This is a genomic window from Pseudomonas sp. B8(2017), from assembly GCF_002113575.1.
Lineage (GTDB): Bacteria > Pseudomonadota > Gammaproteobacteria > Pseudomonadales > Pseudomonadaceae > Aquipseudomonas > Aquipseudomonas putida_Z.
The window spans coordinates 22483-42065 of sequence record NZ_NEIO01000019.1 but is presented as its reverse complement, the minus strand read 5'-3'; the positions used below and the strand labels follow the sequence as shown (position 1 = coordinate 42065).

Here is a 19583-nt window from a genome sequence, read left to right as displayed (position 1 = left end):
TATCTGCGCACGTCAACACTGACTGGGCGCGGGAAGGACCCTGTTGCCCTGTGTCATCTCCGGACAGATCGAGGGCAATTGAAATGGCAGATTTCAGCAAGTCGGACCTGGAGTTCATCCTTCAACAGATTTTCATCGCCGAAGCCCACGCCGATGGCGCGAGCCTGACCGACCTGCTGCCCAACAGCCAGGTACCGTTCGGCCTGCGCACCGTGGACGGCAGCTACAACAACCTGGTAACCGGGCAGAGCGAGTTCGGTGCCGCCGACAACTCGTTCCTGCGCCTGCTCAGCCCCTCCTTCAGCGGCGACTATGCCGGCACCGGCACGGTCACCGATTCGCAACCACGCACCATCAGCAACCTGATCGTCGACCAGACGGCGAACAACCCGGCCGCGGTCGAGGCCAATGGTGGTGCCGCTCCGGTGATCAGCCCCGGCATCGACGGGGTGTTCGGCACCGCTGACGACACCGAAGTGTTCTTCATCCCCAACGTGTCGCCCGACGTCGGCCTGACCGCCGGCTTCAACGCCTGGATGACCTTCTTCGGCCAGTTCTTCGACCACGGTCTGGACCTGGTCACCAAGAGCAGCACCGACTTCGTGTTCATCCCGCTGCAGCCGGACGACCCGCTGTTCGTCGAAGGCAGCCCGACCAACTTCATGGTGCTGCCACGGGCTGTGCGTACCGCAGGCGCCGATGGTGTTGTGGGTACCGCCGACGATGGCCAGACCAACACCACCTCGCCGTTCGTCGACCAGAGCCAGACCTACAGCTCGCACCCCTCGCACCAGGTGTTCCTGCGTGAATACACGCTCAATGCCGCAGGCGACCCGGTAGCCACCGGGCGGCTGATCACCAACCGTGACCTGGGCGCCGATGGCCGCTTCGGCACCGCCGACGATGGCAACGGCGAAAGCGGTGGCATGGCCACCTGGGCGGTGGTCAAGGCCCAGGCACGCGACCTGCTGGGCATCAACCTGACCGACGCCGACGTGCACAGCGTGCCGCTGCTGGCCACCGACCCCTACGGCAACTTCGTGCGCGGGCCCAACGGCATGCCGCAGGTGGTGATGCGCGTTAGCAATGGCGCCGACGGCATCGCCGGTACCGCCGACGACGTCACCACGCTGGTCGAAGGCAACCGCGACGCGCCGATCAGCCTGGCCAATGCCGTGAGCACCGGGCATGGCTTCCTCGACGACATCGCCCACAACGCCGCGCCGGTGATCGTGAACGGTGTGCTGCAGGCCGACGCCGATACTGCCGTCGGCAACGCACAGCCGGTGGGGCCGGGTGGCAACAACCTGACCTACGACAACGAACTGCTCGACGCCCACTACATCGCCGGCGACGGCCGGGTGAACGAGAACATCGGCCTGACTGCCGTGCACCATGTGTTCCACTCCGAGCACAACCGCCTGGTGCAGCAGACCAAGGACACCCTGCTGGCTTCCGGCGACGTGGCGTTCCTCAACCAGTGGCTGATCGATGATGTCGCTGCCATCCCCACCACGCCCGCCGAAATCGCTGCGCTGGTATGGGACGGCGAGCGGCTGTTCCAGGCGGCCAAGTTCGGCACCGAGATGCAGTACCAGCACCTGGTGTTCGAAGAGTTCGCCCGTACCATCCAGCCGCAGATCGACGAGTTCCTGGCCCCCAACGGCTACGACACCTCGATCGACCCGGCCATCCTCGCCGAGTTCGCCCATGTGGTGTACCGCTTCGGTCACTCGATGCTGACAGAGACCGTCGACCGCTTCGACCCGGCGTTCGCCCCGGTGAACGGCGACCCGCAGCTCGGCCTGATCGCTGCCTTCCTCAACCCGCTGGCCTTCGCCGGCAGTGGCGCTACCGCCGACGAAGCGGCCGGCGCGATCATCCGTGGCGTCACCCGTCAGCTGGGCAACGAAATCGACGAGTTCGTCACCGAGGCGCTGCGCAACAACCTGCTTGGCCTGCCGCTGGACCTGCCCGCGCTGAACATTGCCCGTGGCCGTGACACCGGCATCCCCACCCTCAACGAGGCGCGGCGCGATTTCTATGCCATGACCGGCGACAGCCAGCTCAAGCCTTACATCAGCTGGGCCGACTTTGCCGACCATCTCAAGCACCCGGCATCGCTGATCAACTTCATCGCCGCCTACGGTACCCACGCCACCATCACCGGGGCGGACACCGAAGCGGCCAAGCGCGCCGCCGCCGTGGCGCTGGTGCTTGGCGGTGACGGCGCGCCAGCGGACCGCCTGGACTTCCTCAACGGCACCGGCGCCTACGCCAACGTGACACTGGTCGGCGCGGACGGCATCCCCGGCACCGCCGATGACATCACCGGAGTGACCGTGACCGGCGTCGATGACATCGACTTCTGGGTCGGCGGCCTGGCCGAGCAGAAAATGCCATTCGGCGGCATGCTCGGCTCCAGTTTCAACTTCGTCTTCGAGACCCAGCTGGAAGCGCTGCAGAACGGCGACCGGTTCTACTACCTGTCGCGCACCGCGGGCATGAACTTTGGCACCGAGCTGGAGAACAACTCCTTCGCCAAGCTGATCATGCTCAACTCCGATGTCACCCACCTGTCCAACACCGTGTTCCTCACGCCGACCTTCACCCTCGAGGTGAACCAGGCCAACCAGTTCACCGGGCTGGGGGCCGATGGCCGGGCCGACCCGACGGGCGGCATCATGATCAACGGCGTCGAAGTGGTGCCGCTGGTGATTCGCGACAACCCCGATACCGTGGGCACCGACACCAACTTCCTGCATTACACCGGCGAAGACCACGTGGTGCTGGGCGGCACCTCCGGCAACGACATCATCATCTCCGGTGAGGGCGACGATACCGTCTACGGCGACGCCGGCAACGACACCCTGGAAGGCGGTGCGGGCAACGATGCGGTGCTGGGCGGTGCCGGTGATGACATCATCACCGACTCCTTCGGCGACAACCGCCTGGAAGGCAACGATGGCAACGACGTGATCGTCGCCGGCAGCATGCTGGCGGCCGGCAACCTTATCCTGGGCGGCAACGGCCAGGACTTCATCATCACCACCGAGGACATCAGCACCACCTTCGGCGGGCAGGGCGACGACTTCATCCTCGGCGCCAAGACCAACCTACCACCGACCGGCAACGAGGGCGACGACTGGATCGAGAAGGGCACCCAGGACGGTGCGCCCGGCGACAACTTTGCGCCGCTGCTGGGTGACGAAGTGGTCGGCAACGACATCTTCGTCGGTGGCGGTGGCTTTGACGAGATGATCGGCGAGGGCGGTGATGACATCTTTGTCGGCAGCGACGCCCAGGACAAGATGGACGGCATGTCCGGCTTCGACTGGATTACCAACAAGAATGACCAGGTTGGCGTCACCGTCGACCTGACCCTGGCCGCCCTGGCTCAACCCCATGGCAACGCACCGAACCAGAACACCGGTATTTTCAACCCGGTCGGCGCCTCGCCGGCTTCCATCCTCGACCGCTTTGCCGAGGTCGAGGGCGTGTCCGGCTCGAACTTCGCCGATGTGCTCAAGGGCGATAATGTCGATGCCGTGACCATCCTCAACCATGGTGGTGCCACCGGCAGTGCGCTGACCAACGTGGCGCTGATCCGTGGCCTGCAGCAGTTCCTGGCCGATGCCGGGTTGCCGACCACCGGCTTTGCCACTGGCAACATCATGCTCGGCGGCAACGGCAGCGACCTGATCGAAGGCCGTGGGGGCGATGACCTGATCGACGGTGACAAGTGGCTCAACGTGCGCATCGCCGTGTATGCCCCAGGAGACGTCAACCACACCGGCCCTGAGATCGCCAGCTTCGACAGCATGGTCGACATGATTCCGTTCATGCTCGACCGCACCTACAACCCAGGCCAGCTCAAGGCCGTGCGGGAAATCCTGCCCGGCACCTCGACGGGAGGCGCGGCGTTCGACACGGCAGTGTTCTCGGGGGTGCAGAGCGAGTACACGGTGACGCAGAACACCAAAGGTACGCTCGACACTTCCGATGATGTCTGGACAGTGACCGACAACGTCGATGGCCGCGATGGCGTCGATACCCTGCTGCACATCGAGCGCCTGCAGTTCGCCGACAGCCAGCGGGTGCTGGTGGAGGGGCTGAATGCGCAGCCTACCGGCAGCCCGGCCATTACTGATGGCAACGGCGGTGCGATCACCGTGGGCGATGTCCTTACCGTAAACGTGGCCGGCGTGCTGGATGCCGACAACATCAGCGCCGGCAACCCGCTGGGCACGCTCGCCGACCGTTCGGTGTCGTACTACTGGCAGTTCGAGGCCACCCCGGGCAGTGGCGTGTTCGAAGACATCATCCTGCTGCCGGCCGGCGACCTGGCGTTCCAGAGTGCCGACGGCACCACGTTCAAGGTGTCGCCGGACCTGGCCGGGTTGTCGCTGCGGGTCAAGGCGATCTACCAGGACGCCCATGGCACCACCGAAGTGCTGTTCTCCCAGCCCACTACCGTGGTGCAACCGGGCGCGCCTGTGGTACCGACGCCAGCCACGCCGGTGGCGGATGCCACTGCTGGCGGCGCCGGGCTGCACATGGTGCGTTCCGACCTCAACTTCATCCTCGACCAGATCAAGATCGCCGAGGCCGATGCCAACGGGGCAGACATCCTCTCGCTGCTGCCCAACATCCGTGCGCCGCTGGGCCTGCGGGCGGTGGATGGCTCGAACAACAACCTGATGAACCTCAACGGTATCAACAATACGCAGTACGGTGCCGCCGACAACGTCTTCCCGCGCGTGACCGACCCGGTGTTCAACCCGGCCGAAGGTGCACCGGCCGGCTTCTTCGGCCCTGGCTCGCCGGCCATTCCGGGCTCGTCGTACGAGCAGACCAGCGGCCCGGTGTTCGACTCGCAGCCGCGCACCATCAGCAACCTGGTCGTCGACCAGACTTCCAACAACCCGGCGGCCTATGCCACCGCGTATGACCCGGGTGCGGACGGCGTGCTCAACTTCGGTGCCGTGGGCAACGACGACGTGCTCAAGGACGGCGTGCGCATCGTCGCCAGCCCGGGCCTGGACGGCCAGTTCGGCACCGCCGACGACCACGACGTGTACCTGTTCGAGAACACCGCCGCCGATGCTGGCCTGTCGGCGCCGTTCAACGCCTGGATGACCTTCTTCGGGCAGTTCTTCGACCATGGCCTGGACCTGGTCACCAAGGGGGGCTCCGGCACTATTTACATCCCGCTGCAACCGGATGACCCGCTGTACGTGGAGGGCGGTTTCACCAACTTCATGGTGGTGACCCGTGCGACCAACCTGCCTGGGCCGGATGGCATCCTCGGCAACGCCGATGACATCCACGAGCACACCAATACCACCACCCCGTTCGTGGATCAGAACCAGACCTACAGCTCGCATCCTTCCCACCAGGTGTTCCTGCGCGGCTATCTGCTGACCGACGACGGGCCTATCGCCACCGGCCGATTGATCACCAACCGGGACCTGGGCGCCGACGGCCGCTACGGTACCGCCGACGACACCGAAATTGGTGGCATGGCGACCTGGAAGGTGGTCAAGGCCCAAGCCCGTGACGTACTGGGCATCAACCTGACCGACGCAGACGTCGACAACGTGCCGCTACTGGCGACCGATGCCTACGGCAACTTCATCAAGGGGCCCAACGGTTTCCCGATGGTGATCATGAAAGGGGCAGACGGCATTGCCGGCACGGCCGACGACCAGCAGGTCGAAGGCAACCCGCTGGCGCCGATCGACCTGACCAATGCCGTGCGCACCGGTCACCAGTTCCTTGCCGACATCGCCCACAATGCCGTGCCGGTGTTCAGCAACGGCGTACTGGTGCCTGATGCCGATACCGATGTGGGCAATGCCGTGCCGGTGAACCCGCAGACTGGCGCCAACCTGGCCTACGACAACGAACTGCTCGATGCGCACTACATCGCCGGCGACGGCCGGGTCAACGAGAACATCGGCCTGACCGCCGTGCATGCGATCTTCCACTCCGAGCACAACCGGCTGGTGGCGCAGACCATGGACACCGTGCTCGATTCGGGTGACCTGGCCTTCATCAACGAGTGGCTGCTCAACCCGATAACCGTGCTGCCGGCCGACCAGGCCGCAATCGACGCGCTGGTGTGGAATGGCGAGCGGCTGTTCCAGGCCGCCAAGTTCGGTACCGAGATGCAGTACCAGCACCTGGTGTTCGAGGAGTTCGCCCGCACCGTACAACCGCGGGTCGACCTGTTCTTCGCCCCGACCCAGGTGTATGACGTCGACCTCGATGCGTCGATCGTGGCCGAGTTCGCTCACACCGTGTACCGTTTCGGCCACTCGATGCTGACCGAGACCGTCGACCGCTTCGACGTCGACTTCACCGTCATCAGCGACCCGGCCAGCGCCAACCCCGACCAGCAATTGGGCCTGATCGCGGCGTTCCTCAACCCGCTGGCGTATGCCGCCAGTGGCGTCACCCCCGAGGATGCCACCAGTGCCATCGTGCGCGGGGTCACCCGCCAGGCCGGTAACGAGATCGACGAGTTCGTCACCGAGGCGCTGCGCAACAACCTGCTCGGTCTGCCGCTGGACCTGCCGGCGATCAACATCGCCCGTGGCCGCGACGTCGGTATTCCTTCGCTGAACGCTGTGCGCCGCGACATCTATGCGCAAACCGGCGATACCCAGCTCAAGCCTTACACCAGCTGGGTCGACCTGGTGCAGCACCTGAAGCATCCGGAGTCGCTGATCAACTTCATCGCCGCCTACGGCACCCATAGCACCATCACCGGGGCCACCACGTTGCTGGAGAAACGCGCGGCGGCCATGGCCCTGGTGTTCGGCGGCGACGGCGCGCCGGCCGATCGCCTGGACTTCCTCAACAGCACCGGAGCCTACGCCAACGTCACGCTGCCTGGCAGGGATGGCGTGCTGGGTACCGCCGATGACCTGAGGGCAGTGACCGTGACCGGGGTCGATGCCATCGACCTTTGGATCGGCGGCCTGGCCGAAGCGAAAACCCCGTTCGGCGGCATGCTCGGCAGCACCTTCAACTTCGTGTTCGAGAACCAGATGGAGAAACTGCAGGATGGCGACCGCTTCTACTACCTGGAGCGCACCGCCGGCCTGTCGATGAACGCCGAGCTGGAAAGCAACTCGTTCGCCAAGCTGATCATGGCCAACACCTCGGCCACCCACCTGCCGGGCCTGGTGTTCTCCGACCCGGGCTTCTACCTGGAAGTGGACCAGAGCAAGCAGTTCAACGAAGGCCTGGGCAACCTCGACCCACTGGGCGAAAACGGCGAGCAGGTGGTGTTCCGCGACAGCCCGCTGACGGCAGGCCCGGACACCAACTACATCCGCTATGCCGGTGCCGAGCACATCGTGCTGGGCGGCACCGAGGGTGACGACATCCTGGTGTCCAGCGAGGGTGACGATACGGTCTGGGGCGATGGCGGCAACGACCGCATCGAGGGTGGCGACGGCAACGACCAGCTGCGTGGTGGTGCCGGCGACGACATCATCAGCGACATGGGTGGTGACGACAACATCCAGGGCGGCGACGGCAACGATGTGTTGCACGGCGGTAATGGCGTCAACCTGATCATCGGCGGTTTCGGCAACGACTTCATCGTCACCGGTGAGGACGCCTCCGAAGCCATTGGCGGCCAGGGCAACGACTTTATCCTGGGCAGCAAAGCCAACGAGCAGGACATGGGCAACGAAGGTGACGACTGGATCGAGAAGGGCACCTCGGACGGTGCACCTGGCGACAACTTCGACCCGCTCGGCAACGACCCGATCATCGGCAACGACGTGTTCATCGGTGGCAACGAGAACGACAAGTTCAACGGTGAAGGCGGCGACGACATCATGGTCGGCAGCCTGGGCTTCGGTGACCGCTACATCGGTGGTTCCGGCTACGACTGGGCGACCTTCAAGGGCCTGGCCCAGGGCGTGACTGCTGACTTCAGCGATCGCTTCTTCGATGTGCCGCCGGTACCGGGCTCGGGCGCGTCTGCGCTGGTGCGCTTCGACATCATGGAAGGCCTGTCGGGTTCGGCCCATGGCGACTTCCTGCGCGGTGACAGCGAAACTTCTGCCACCTTGCCGACCAACGGCGCCAACGGCAGCGTGCTGACCAACATCAGCCTGATCAACGGCCTGTCCGGCCTGCTGGCTGCCGGGGCAACGTTCTACGATGGTGGCAACATCATCCTCGGCGGCAGCGGCAGCGACCTGATCGAAGGCCGTGGCGGCGACGATATCCTCGACGGTGACAAGTGGCTGAACGTGCGCATCAGCGTGCGCGCCAACAGCGACGGCACCGGCCCGGAAATCGCCAGCTTCGACAGCATGGAGCCGATGGTGCCGCTGATGCTCAATGGCACCTACAACCCGGGCCAGCTGGTGATCGTCCGTGAAATCCTGAGCGGCACCGACAGCTACGACACGGCGGTGTTCTCGGGGGTAGCCACCGACTATAGCGTGGTGGTCGATGGCAACTCGGTGATCGTCACTGACCTGGTGGACGGGCGTGATGGTGTCGACCGCCTGACCGGTATCGAGCGCCTGCAGTTCTCCGACAGCGCCCAGGCCTCCGGTGTGGGCACTGCGGTCAACGCCGGCCCAACGGGCCACCTGGCGATCCTCGACGCTGTCACCGGCCTGCGTAACGACACATCGGTCAGCGGCCAGTTGCTGCGGGTGAGCAACGTGGCGGTGCACGATGCCGACAATGTCAGCGCCACCAATGCGAGCGGCGCCATCAGCGGCCCTGTGGCGTACTACTGGCAAGTCGAGACCCTGCCAGGTTCGGGTGTCTATGAAGACATCACCTTCGTCGCTGCCGGCGAAGTTTCCCGGGCCACCGGCGCCACCTACCGGGTCACGGACGATGTGGCGGGGCTGAACATCCGCGTACGGGCGGTGTACCAGGACGCCAAGGGCACGCTGGAAATCGTCGATTCGTCGGCGAACAGCGCGCCGACCGCCGGGCCGACCGTGACCGGGCTGCTGGTGCAGAACCAGACCCTCACCGCCAACACCGCGACCATCGTCGATGCCGACGGCCTGAGCAACCCGCAGTTCACCTTCCAGTGGCAGTCCAATCGCGGGCTCGGCTGGGTCAATATTGCCGGCGCCATCAGCAGCACCTTTGTCCTTACCCAGGAACAGGTGGGGCAGAACATGCGGGTGGTGGTCAGCTATGTGGATGACGTCGGGGTGCAGGAAAGCATCGCCTCCGACATCCTCGACCCGGTGGCCAACGTCAACGATGCGCCTACCGGTGCCGTGCTGATCAGCGACACCACGCCAGCCCTGGGGCAGACGTTGACGGCGCTTACCGGCAGTATTGCCGACCTGGACGGGCTGGGGGCGTTCAGCTTCCAGTGGCAGCAAGGAACTGGCGGCATCTTCACCAACATCATTGGGGCCACTGCGGCCACCTTCACCCCGGGCCTCGACCAGGGAGGCCAGCAACTGCAGGTGATCGTGCGCTACACCGACGCCTTCGGCGCGCAGGAGTCACTCACCTCGGCGGCGACTGCTGCGGTGCCAGCCTTGACGCTGGTCGGCACCAATGGCGCCGATATCCTGATCGGGAGCGCAGGCAATGACGTGATCTCTGGCCTGGACGGTGCCGATCAACTGTTTGGCGGGCTTGGCAACGACATCCTCAACGGCGGGCTTGGCGCGGATGCCATGAACGGCGGTGGTGGCAACGACACCTTCGTGGTCGACAACGTCGGCGACACGGTGATCGAGGCGCTTAACGGCGGTGTCGACTTGGTGCAGACCAGCCTGGCCAGCTACACCCTGGGTGCCAACGTTGAAAACCTGACCTTTACCGGAGTGGGCAACTTCATCGGTGGCGGTAATGCGCTGAACAACGTCATCACCGGCGGCGCTGGCAATGACCTGCTCAATGGCGCTGCGGGTGCCGACCGCCTGGTGGGTGGTCTGGGCAATGACACCTACGTGGTGGATAACGCCGGGGATGTAGTGGTCGAGGCCACGGGGGCCGGTACGGATACCGTGCGTACCACGCTGGCCAGCTACACCCTGGGTGCGAACATCGAGAGCCTGGTCTATACCGGGGTGGGCAACTTCATCGGAGGTGGTAACACGCTGGACAACAACATGTTCGGCGGCGCTGGCAACGACTTGCTCAATGGTGGTGCGGGTGCCGACCGCCTAGTGGGTGGCCTCGGCAACGACACCTACGTGGTGGACAACGCCGGGGATGTGCTGACCGAGGCCGTGGGAGGCGGTACGGATACCGTGCGTACCACGCTGGCCAGCTACACCCTGGGTGCGAACATCGAGAGCCTGGTCTATACCGGGGTGGGCAACTTCATCGGAGGTGGTAACACGCTGGACAACACCATGTTCGGCGGCGCTGGCAACGACTTGCTCAATGGTGGTGCGGGTGCCGACCGCCTGGTGGGTGGCCTCGGCAACGACACCTACGTGGTGGACAACGCCGGGGATGTGCTGACCGAGGCCGTGGGAGGCGGTACGGATACCGTGCGTACCACGCTGACCAGCTACACCCTGGGTGCGAACATCGAGAACCTGACCTATACCGGGGTGGGTAACTTCAGCGGTACCGGTAACACGCAGGCCAACTTCATTACCGGCGGTAGTGGCAACGATAGCCTGGACGGCGGTCTTGGCAACGACATCCTCAACGGGGGTGCAGGCAGTGACACGCTGTTCGGGGGTGGAGGCAACGACACGCTGCTTGGTGGCAGCGGCAACGACTTCCTCAACGGCGCAGCAGGCGATGACACGGTCAACGGCGGCGCGGGCGATGACACCATGATGGCCACTGATGGCAATGATGTCTTCCAGTTCGCCGCGGGCTTCGGCAATGACCTGATCATCAACTTCGACAGTAACGCGATCGGCGGCCAGGACAGGCTGGATATCACCGCCTTCAACATCACCGCAGCCACCTTTGCGGCCAACGTCACCATCACCGATGCCGGAGCGGACACGCTGGTCAGCATCGGTGCTACCGACTCCATCCGCCTGGTGGGAGTGGCGGATGCAACCACAGTGACCGCAGCGGACTTCAACCTGTCGGTTTGAGGAACCGAAGGAAAAGCTGTCGGCATTGAAATGCACGGGCTGCTGCGCAGCCCGTCGCGACACAAGGCCGCTCCTACAGGAGATCCCCTGTAGGAGCGGCCTTGTGTCGCGACGGGCCGCAAAGCGGCCCCATGTCGCACGCAGTTACTTGATGAACCGCACCTGGCTGTTTATCCTCTCGATCACCGCCCCCTTGCGTTCGTTGAACCGGGCCTTGTTCTGCTCGAACAGGTTGTTGCCCTTGGTGTCGATGGAGATGATCAACGGGCCGAACTCGCGCACGCGGTTCACCCATAGCGTCTCCGGCATGCCCAGGTCCTGCCATTCCGCACGCTCGATCTCTTCCACCTGGGTCGCCGCCAGCACCGCGCAACCGCCCGGGAACACCGCATGCACTGCCTTGTTCTCCAGGCAACCGGTCGTGGTCTCCGGGCCCATGCCGCCTTTACCGACGATCAGCTTGACGCCGGTCTGCTCGATGAACTGCTTCTCGAACTTTTCCATGCGCATGCTGGTGGTCGGGCCGATGGAGACCATCTCGAAGCTGCCATCGTCCTTCTTCCTGACGATGGGGCCTGCGTGGAAAATCGCGCCGCCACGCAAGTCGACCGGCAGCTCGCGGCCCAGTTCGATGAGCCGGCGGTGGGCAACGTCACGGCAGGTCACCAGTTGGCCGGTGAGGTAGACCACATCGCCCACGTTGAGGTTGGCCAGGTCTTCGTCGCTGATAGGTGTGCTCAGGATCTTTTTCACAGTACTACCCCTTCGTGCGAGAGGATGTCGTAGGACAGGTCGGCGTTGATGCGGATCTTGCCGCGGCGGTGCGCCCAGCAGCCGGTGGACACCGCCACACCGATGGTGGACGGGTGGCGGGCCGAAGACTCGATGTTCACGCCCATCACGCTGCTGTTGCCGGTCAGGCCCTGCGGGCCGATGCCGATTTCGTTGAGGCCTTCCTCCAGCAACTTTTCCATCATCGCCGCGCTTTCGTTGGGGTGGCTTGAGTCCACTTCGCGCAGGATGGCCTTCTTCGACAGGCGTGCCGCCGTCTCCACCGAGGTGGATACCCCTACACCCACCAGCAGTGGCGGGCAGGCGTTGACACCGCGCGAGGTAATGACATCGAAGACGAACTCGGTCACCCCTTCATAGCCTTGCCCCGGCATCAGTACCTTGGCCGAGCCAGGCAGCGTGCAGCCGCCGCCGGCCATGTACACGTCGACGATGGCGTAGTCGGCATCGGGGATGATTTCCCAGTCCAGCCACGGGATCTTCGAGCCGGTGTTGGTGCCGGTGTTCTTCTCGATGAAGGTTTCCACCGCATTGTGGCGCAGCGGCCCCTGAATGGTGGCTTCCCTGGTGGCGTTCTCGAGGATGCCTTCCATCTCACCCAGCAGCGGGAAGCGCGCGCCCGCCGAGACGAAGTACTGGATGACGCCGGTGTCCTGGCAGCTGGGCCGGTTGAGCTTGTCGGCGTATTCCTGGTTGTCGGCCATCGAGTCGTACACGGCGATGGCCAGCGGGTTGGTTTCGGCGGCGCGCAACTTGGCGGTCTTTTCCTTGACGTCGCGGGGCAGGCGCTTGCCGATATAGGCGGTGAACTTGGCCATCACGTCGGTAAGCGATGACACGGCTGTTTCTTTGTCCATGATTATTTCCTCACTGCATCACAAGGCGGGTTCTTTTTGCTGTTTTTCGAAAGGTCAGGGTGCGGGTGTGCCGGCCTCCAGGCGTGCAAGGGCAGGGTGCGGCACAGCGGCCTCGGGTTCGGGGGCGGTCGGTAGCTGGCCGTCCAGGGCCTGGGCCATGCGCTGCTTGTCCAGCGCACCCACCCAGTTGGCGATGGCCACGGTGCCGACCGCGTTGCCGATGGTGTTGGTGATGGCCCGGGCTTCGGACATGAAGCGGTCCACGCCCAGCAGCAGGACCATGCCGGCCACCGGGATGTTGTCCATGGTCGCCAGGGTCGCGGCCAGGGTGATGAAGCCCGAGCCGGTTACGCCTGCAGAGCCTTTGGAGGTGAGCAGCAGCACACCCAGCACGATCAGTTGGTCCATCAAGGTCAACGGTGTGTTGGTGGCCTGGGCGATGAAGATGGCGGCCATGGTGTAGTAGATGCACTGGCCGTCCGGGTTGAAGGTAAGGCCCGAGGGGATCACCAGGCCGACCACAGGCTTGGACACGCCAACCTTTTCCAGCTTGTTCATCAGTTGCGGCACCACCGACTCGGATGAGCTGGTACCCAGTACCGTGAACAGTTCTTCCTTGAGGTACTTGAGGAACTTCCACAGGTTGAAGCCGCACAGCCGGGCAATGGCGCCCAGCACCACCACCACGAACAGGAAGCAGGTCAGGTACATGGTCGCCATCAGCTTGCCCAGCGAAACGATCGAGCCCAGCCCGTACTTGCCCACGGTGAAGGCCATGGCCCCGCAGGCGGCCAGCGGTGCCACGCGCATGATCATGCCGACGATGAAGAACATGCCGTGGGAGAACGCTTCGAGCACATCCACCATCGGCTTGCCGCGCGGGCCCAGGTGGGAGAGGGCGATGCCGAACAGGGTGCTGAACAGCAGAATCGGCAGGATCTCGTTCTTGGCGAAGGCATCGGTCACGCTGCCGGGTATCACATGCAGCAGGAAATCGATGAACCCGCCGCTGTTGCCGGCTGCCGCGGCGGTGTAGGTGGAGATGCTCTTGGCATCCAGGGTGGCAGGGTCGACGTTCATGCCCTGGCCGGGCTGCACGATGTTGACCACCACCAGCCCCAGTACCAGGGCAAAGGTGGACAGCACTTCGAAGTAGATCAGCGCGCGCACGCCGACGCGGCCGAGTTCCTTCATGTTTTCCATCTTGGCGATTCCCAGCACCACCGTGGCGAAGATGATCGGGGCGAAGACCATCTTGATCAGTTTGATGAAGGCGTCACCGACGGGCTTCAGGTCAGCGCCAACCTGTGGCCAGAACACCCCGATCAGCACCCCGAGGGTTACGCCGATCAATACCTGTACGTAGAGCTTGCCGAACAACTTGCCGAACGATCGCTTGGCCATTGCCGTCTCCGAATTATTGTTGTGAGTCGGATTTATCTGGCGGCCGGGCTGCTCGTGAGGGGTGCAGGTCACACCTGGCCTTGGCGGCCGAAGAGCCCAGCTTTCTTGTGGTTAATCACGCAGGGCAAAAGGTAATGGTTTTTCAAAAATGCTGTAATACAATGAAATTCAACTCATTGTTTCCCTCAGGTTAATTATGAATCCGGTATCGGAGCTGGCGTTCTTCACCCAGCTGATCAGGGTGGGTAGCCTGGCGGGCACTGCTCGCGAACTGAACCTGACCCCGCCAGCGGTCTCCAAGCGCCTGGCCCAGCTGGAACAGCGCCTGGGCGTGCGCCTGCTCAACCGCACCACACGCAGCATCAGCCTTACCGCCGAGGGCGAGACTTACCTGGTGAATGCCAAGCGCATACTGGGCGAGATCGAGGAAATGGAACGGCAGGTGTCCAGCAGCCGCGCCGAGCCCAAGGGCTTGCTGCGGGTCAATGCGCCGCTGGGCTTTGGCCGTACCCACGTGGGGCCGGCGGTGTCATCGTTTGCCAAGCGCTACCCCGAGGTGGAAGTGCAACTGCACCTGACCGACCGCCCCATTGCCCTGCCGAACGATGCCATCGACGTGGCCATCCGCTTTGGCGAGCTGCCCGACTCACGGCTGATCGCCCGCAAGATCGCGGCCAACCGCCGCCGATTGTGCGCATCGCCCGGTTACCTGGAAGCCCACGGTACCCCCGAATCGCCAAAGGACCTGGCCAGCCACAACTGCATCGTGTTGCGCCAGAACGACGCCGCGTTCGGTATCTGGCGGCTCAGCCGCGGCAAGCAGAGCGAGTCGGTGAAGGTGCATGGCAGCCTCAGCACCAACGATGGCGAGGTCGCCCTGAACTGGGCGCTGGACGGGCAGGGCATCCTGCTGCGGGCCGAGTGGAACCTGGCCGACCACCTGCGCAGCGGGCGCCTGGTGGAGGTGCTGGGCGATTACCACACGCCGCCTGCGGATATCTATGCGGTGTACCTGGAACGCCTGAACCTGTCGGCCAAGGTGTCGTGCTTCGTCGAGCACCTGAGGGCATTCTTCCGCCAGGGGGACAGCCTGGCAGGGTGGCATTGAGGCCTTTGCCACAGGCGATCGCGTTATACTCCGCGCCTTTGCCCATGCCCGGAATCCGCCCATGCGCCAGGTTTTGCTCATTGTCGATGTCCAGTCCACCTTCAGCCCGCCCGAGTGGCTGGTCGATGGCCTGCGCCGGTTGTCGGCGAATATCCCCACCATCGCCTCGGTCGAGTTGCACGACGAACAGGTCACGCCGTTCGAGCGCCAGCTTGGCTGGCACCCGGCGGCCGAGGACGACAGCCTGGTCGAGGCCGACCAGGTGTTCGTCAAGCATGGCTACGGGCAGAGCGTCGAGGCCATCGACTACATCAAGAAATTGGGTGTGGAGCGCGTGCTGGTATGCGGGCTGCAGACCGAAACCTGTGTGCTGGCCGCCGGTTTCGCCCTGTTCGATGCGGGGCTGATGCCCACCCTGGTCACCGACATGACGGTAGGCTCTTCGCTCGACAGGTCGGGCAAGCTGGGCATCGACCTGTGGAAGCATCACTTCCGCCAGGTCACCACCTCGGCCGAGGTGTTCGCCGAAGTGGCTGTACCAGGCTAGCGCTTGCAGGCCCATTCTCATAGAACTGCACATAACTCATTGAATTAGCAGGGACCCTGTGGGAGCGGCTTTAGCCGCGAACACCGGCGCAGTCTGTGCCATGCACCGCGTTGGATTCTTCGCGGCTAAAGCCGCTCCCACAGGGTACGAGGATCGCTTGCAAATTCAGTTATCTGTGCGACAGCGCAGCCCAAAGGGTTGGGTAATCTCCCACAGGTTAAAGCATGGTCTTATCGGGCCGTGGTGATCGTGTGGGAGCGGCCTTGCGTCGCGAAAGGGCTGCGTAGCGGCCCCAGGATCTCGGCATCACAGCCGAAATTGCCGGGGCCGCCTTGCGGCCCTTTCGCGACGCAAGGCCGCTCCCACAGGGGAACACCTACATGCGAACTTGCAAGGACAGGCCTCAGGCCACATCCACCAGCACGATCTCGCTGTCCTCGATGGCGGTCACCCGCAGCACCTCCTCCTGCTCGATCGCCACGCCATCGCGCGCCTTGGCACGCAGCCCGTTGACCTCCACCAGCCCCTTGGCCGGCACCAGGTAGCCCCGGCGTGCGGCATCGAAGCGGTACTCGGCAGTTTCACCGGCACGCAGGGTGGCAGCCACCAGCCGCGCATCGGTGCGGATCTGCAGGCTGTCCTCATCGCCCGCACGGCCGCTGGCCAGGGTCACGAAGCCTTCGCCACGCTCACCTTTGGGGAACGGCCGGCTACCCCACTGCGGTGCTTCGCCAGTGCGCTCCGGCACGATCCAGATCTGGAAAATACGCGTGTCGACGTCTTCCAGGTTGTACTCGCTGTGCACGATGCCGGTACCGGCGCTCATCACCTGCACGTCACCGGCTTCGGTACGGCCTTTGTTACCCAGGCTGTCCTGGTGGCTGATCGCACCTTCACGCACATAGGTGATGATTTCCATGTCGCGGTGCGGGTGCGGCGGGAAGCCGCTGCCGGCAGCGATCAGGTCGTCGTTCCACACCCGCAGGTTGCCCCAGTGCATGCGCGCCGGGTCGTAGTACTCGGCAAACGAGAAATGATGGTGGGCGTCGAGCCAGCCGTGGTTGGCGTGGCCGAGGCTTTCGAACGGTCGCAGTTGCAGCATGGTCGTGCTCCTTGAATCAGTGGAATGAGGCCATGATGCGTCAAAGAAGCATCGAAAATAAGCGTAAATATCGGCTTAAAACAATCAGTAAAATAGATTAATTGCGATGGAGTGTTTTATCCGCTTCATCGCCTAATCCACTGATCTGCAAGCATTCGCTGGCGATTTTTTGTCGATGCGGCGAACATGCCCGCTGATTTTGTTTTTCAACGGAGTGACCGTGGCCCACGAGCAACCCCAGGCCCCTGCCGACCTTACCCCTCCTGCCCAGCTGCCCTGGTTTCGCCGCCTGGCGGCACGCCTGCTGGGGCGTGGCCTGACCCGCTTGCAGGCCCAGCACCGCGACTCCTGGTTCCTCGGCCACGCCAGCGGCCAGCGCAGTGGCCATGCCGATGGCGTGCGTGAAGGGTTCGAACGCGGGCGGGTGGAAGGTTACGAGGCCGGGCGCCAGGTGCTGGTGATCCGCGATACCCGGCCCGACACCGCCGCGGTGCCGGGCCGGGATGACAACCTGTTCGACGACTGGCGCCTGCCCCTGACTGCCGAGCTGAAAAAGCGCTTCAAGTCCGATGTCGCCCAGCGCCTGCCCGCCGAGGCCCAACCCAGTGCCGCGCAATGGAAGCTGATATTCAGCGACACACCGTCCACCTGCGTGGTGGCAGGGGCCGGGGCGGGCAAGTCCACCTCGCTGGTGCTGCGCATCCTGCTGTTGCGCCATTACCTGGGTTATGAGCTGGACGCGATGACCGTGGTCACCTTCACCCGCGAATCGCGTAAGGACTTCATCAAGCGCCTGCGGCAGGTCTTCGCGCTGTGGCAGATCAATCTGCAACCGGTGCAGGCCCGTGAACTGGTACGCACCTTCCATTCGCGCATCCTGCCGCTTGTGCGCAGCCTGCCGGGCTTTGACCAGGTGCGCGCGTTCGAAACGCTGGGCAACGAGATGCCGGTCGGGCGTGAGGCCGAGGCCGAGAGCAACCCGTTCGACCTGCGCCTGAACGATGCCCAGCGCCAGCAGCTGAACCAGTGCTACAGCACGCTGCTGGGCGAGAGCCCGCGTTTTGCCGAGCTGGTCGGCCTGTTGCGCAGCGAAGCCCTGCAGCTGAAGCCGCTGGACCCGAACAACCCCGATGTGCAGAAGCGCGCCCAGGTAACCCAGCTGGCTGCCCAGCGCGACGAAGAGCTGTGCGACGTGATCGAAGACCTGTGGTTCGCCGCCGGCGCCTGGCCGATCAAGGGCATCGAACCCTGCCGCGAGACCATCCAGATTCGTGGCAGCCGCTTCCATGTGCATGGCCGTCTGGCCGGCCAGGGGCCTTTGCTCGTGCTGGGCTTCGACCCGGCGGAAAGCGCGCAGTACCAGCGCCCCGGCGCCAAGCTGGCGGTGCGCGCCGAGTGGGCGGTCAAGCGCACCCTGTTGCAGGCCTTCTGCGACCAGCCGCTGATCTGGCTCGACAACTACGCCATGGCCCGGCGCCTGGCTGCCTCGCTGGCCGGTGATGCCGTGGCCGGCCCCGGCTTCGAATACAAGGTCAAGGGCGAGCTGGCCTCGGCGCCGCTGCTCGATGCCTTTGTCGGTGCGGCGAATTTCATCGAGAACCTCGGCCTGGAGGTGAACACTGCCGTGGCGGCGATGAGCTTCCCGTCCGGCGACAGCGATGCACTGTTCTTCGAGGCCCTGGCCCTGTACTGGAAGGCCCTGGAGGCGCACCTGCTTGACCAGTCGCCGCCGGTGATGAGCTACAACCGCATGTTCGCCTTGTTCGGCGAGAACAACCCGGAAAACCTGCAACTGCTGCCCGACCCGTTGCTGCGGCCGCTGGCGCACCTGATGATCGACGAGTTCCAGGACGTGTCACCGCAGATCGTCAGCTGGCTGCGCGCCAGCCTCGCCGAGATCCGTCGTCGCGGCCCGGCGATGCACACCGGGCGCCATGCCCAGCATTCGTCGCTGCTGTGCGTGGGCGACGACTGGCAGTCGATCTACGGCTGGCGTGGCAGTTCGCCCAAGTACTTCATGGAATTCACCAAGGCCTTCCCGTCGCCGGCCAACACCCGGGTGATGCTGGTCGACAACTACCGTTGCCAGCAGCAGGTGATCGACGCGGCCGAACACTTGGTCAAGGGCACCCCGGCAATTGCCGGCAAGAAAGCCCGGGCCAGTGGCCCGGCGGCCGAGTTGCCAGGCTCGCCGGTAAAAGTGTTCGACCGTGACGAGGCAGCCCTGGGTGAAACGCTGATCGAGCACTACCAGCGTGGCGAGACGGTAATGATGCTGTACCGCAAGGGCAGCGACAGGGCGCTGATGAACGAGCACCTGCAAGGCGTGCTGCACGCCGAGGCGGCGTTGCCGGCCGAGCAGCGCCGGCTGCGCCAGTTGACCTACCACAGTGCCAAGGGCTTGCAGGCCGATGCAGTGTTCATGCTGGGCGACTGCCAGTACCTGACCAGTTCGCCCTACAAGAACCAGGTGTATCGCCAGGCCGGGCTGGGCAAGGCCGGTGATGCCCAGCCGTTCGATACCGCGCAGAAGGAAGAGGTGCAGCGCCTGGCCTACGTGGCGGTAACCCGCGCGGTCAGGCACTGCTATTGGCATGTGGAGGCGGCCAACGCAGAGGTGGCGGCAGCGCCGCGTGCGTCGAGCCAGGTGGATGGGCGGCAGGCCTTCTTCGAAGACCTGCGTGGTCATTGA

Annotated in this window: 8 protein-coding genes; 4 read left to right on the top strand and 4 right to left on the bottom strand. The window is 64.4% G+C overall.

Annotated elements, in window-relative coordinates; translation table 11 throughout:
• Window positions 1-83: 83 nt before the first annotated feature.
• Window positions 84-11081, top strand: a complete 10998-nt coding sequence (locus tag CAG22_RS21790) for a peroxidase family protein (protein ID WP_085706162.1) — start codon at window positions 84-86, stop codon at window positions 11079-11081.
• Between the two features lie 144 nt (window positions 11082-11225).
• On the opposite strand, the gene ttdB is transcribed toward CAG22_RS21790, so the two are convergent.
• The 3 genes from ttdB to CAG22_RS21775 are packed head-to-tail and all read right to left on the bottom strand — an operon-like array spanning window position 11226 to window position 14134.
• Entirely contained in the window at window positions 11226-11834 is a 609-nt protein-coding gene (ttdB, locus tag CAG22_RS21785; RefSeq protein WP_085706161.1) for a L(+)-tartrate dehydratase subunit beta, read from the bottom strand.
• Window positions 11831-12730: a L(+)-tartrate dehydratase subunit alpha gene (ttdA, locus tag CAG22_RS21780; RefSeq protein ID WP_013972067.1), complete on the bottom strand. Its 900-nt coding sequence runs from the start codon at window positions 12728-12730 to the stop codon at window positions 11831-11833. Before ttdA ends, ttdB begins: the two co-directional genes overlap by 4 nt.
• A gap of 54 nt (window positions 12731-12784) precedes the next feature.
• Entirely contained in the window at window positions 12785-14134 is a 1350-nt protein-coding gene (locus CAG22_RS21775; RefSeq protein WP_085706160.1) for a dicarboxylate/amino acid:cation symporter, read from the bottom strand.
• Window positions 14135-14330: 196 nt separating this feature from the next.
• Between CAG22_RS21775 and CAG22_RS21770 the strand changes: the two genes are divergently transcribed.
• Both CAG22_RS21770 and CAG22_RS21765 read left to right on the top strand, forming a co-directional pair.
• Window positions 14331-15242 carry a LysR substrate-binding domain-containing protein gene (locus tag CAG22_RS21770; protein ID WP_085706159.1) on the top strand — a complete coding sequence of 304 codons (912 nt, stop codon included), beginning with the start codon at window positions 14331-14333 and terminating at the stop codon, window positions 15240-15242.
• Window positions 15243-15303: 61 nt separating this feature from the next.
• Window positions 15304-15789 (top strand): isochorismatase family protein, encoded by a 486-nt coding sequence (locus CAG22_RS21765; protein WP_085706158.1) that lies wholly within the window; start codon window positions 15304-15306, stop codon window positions 15787-15789.
• Between the two features lie 403 nt (window positions 15790-16192).
• Here the strand turns inward: CAG22_RS21765 and CAG22_RS21760 are convergent, their stop codons facing one another.
• Window positions 16193-16891, bottom strand: a complete 699-nt coding sequence (locus CAG22_RS21760; protein WP_047934682.1) for a pirin family protein — start codon at window positions 16889-16891, stop codon at window positions 16193-16195.
• 175 nt (window positions 16892-17066) lie between these two features.
• Here CAG22_RS21760 and CAG22_RS21755 point away from each other — a divergent pair, with 175 nt between their 5' ends.
• Complete coding sequence (locus CAG22_RS21755) at window positions 17067-19583, top strand: UvrD-helicase domain-containing protein (RefSeq protein WP_085706157.1); 2517 nt, start codon at window positions 17067-17069, stop codon at window positions 19581-19583.

Coding starts and splice junctions, on each gene's coding strand:
- CAG22_RS21790 (WP_085706162.1), top strand. CDS start 84: ATGGCAGATTTCAGCAAGTCGGACCTGGAGTTCATCCTTCAACAGATT.
- ttdA (WP_013972067.1), bottom strand. CDS start 12,730: ATGGACAAAGAAACAGCCGTGTCATCGCTTACCGACGTGATGGCCAAG.
- CAG22_RS21775 (WP_085706160.1), bottom strand. CDS start 14,134: ATGGCCAAGCGATCGTTCGGCAAGTTGTTCGGCAAGCTCTACGTACAG.
- CAG22_RS21770 (WP_085706159.1), top strand. CDS start 14,331: ATGAATCCGGTATCGGAGCTGGCGTTCTTCACCCAGCTGATCAGGGTG.
- CAG22_RS21765 (WP_085706158.1), top strand. CDS start 15,304: ATGCGCCAGGTTTTGCTCATTGTCGATGTCCAGTCCACCTTCAGCCCG.
- CAG22_RS21760 (WP_047934682.1), bottom strand. CDS start 16,891: ATGCTGCAACTGCGACCGTTCGAAAGCCTCGGCCACGCCAACCACGGC.
- CAG22_RS21755 (WP_085706157.1), top strand. CDS start 17,067: ATGCGGCGAACATGCCCGCTGATTTTGTTTTTCAACGGAGTGACCGTG.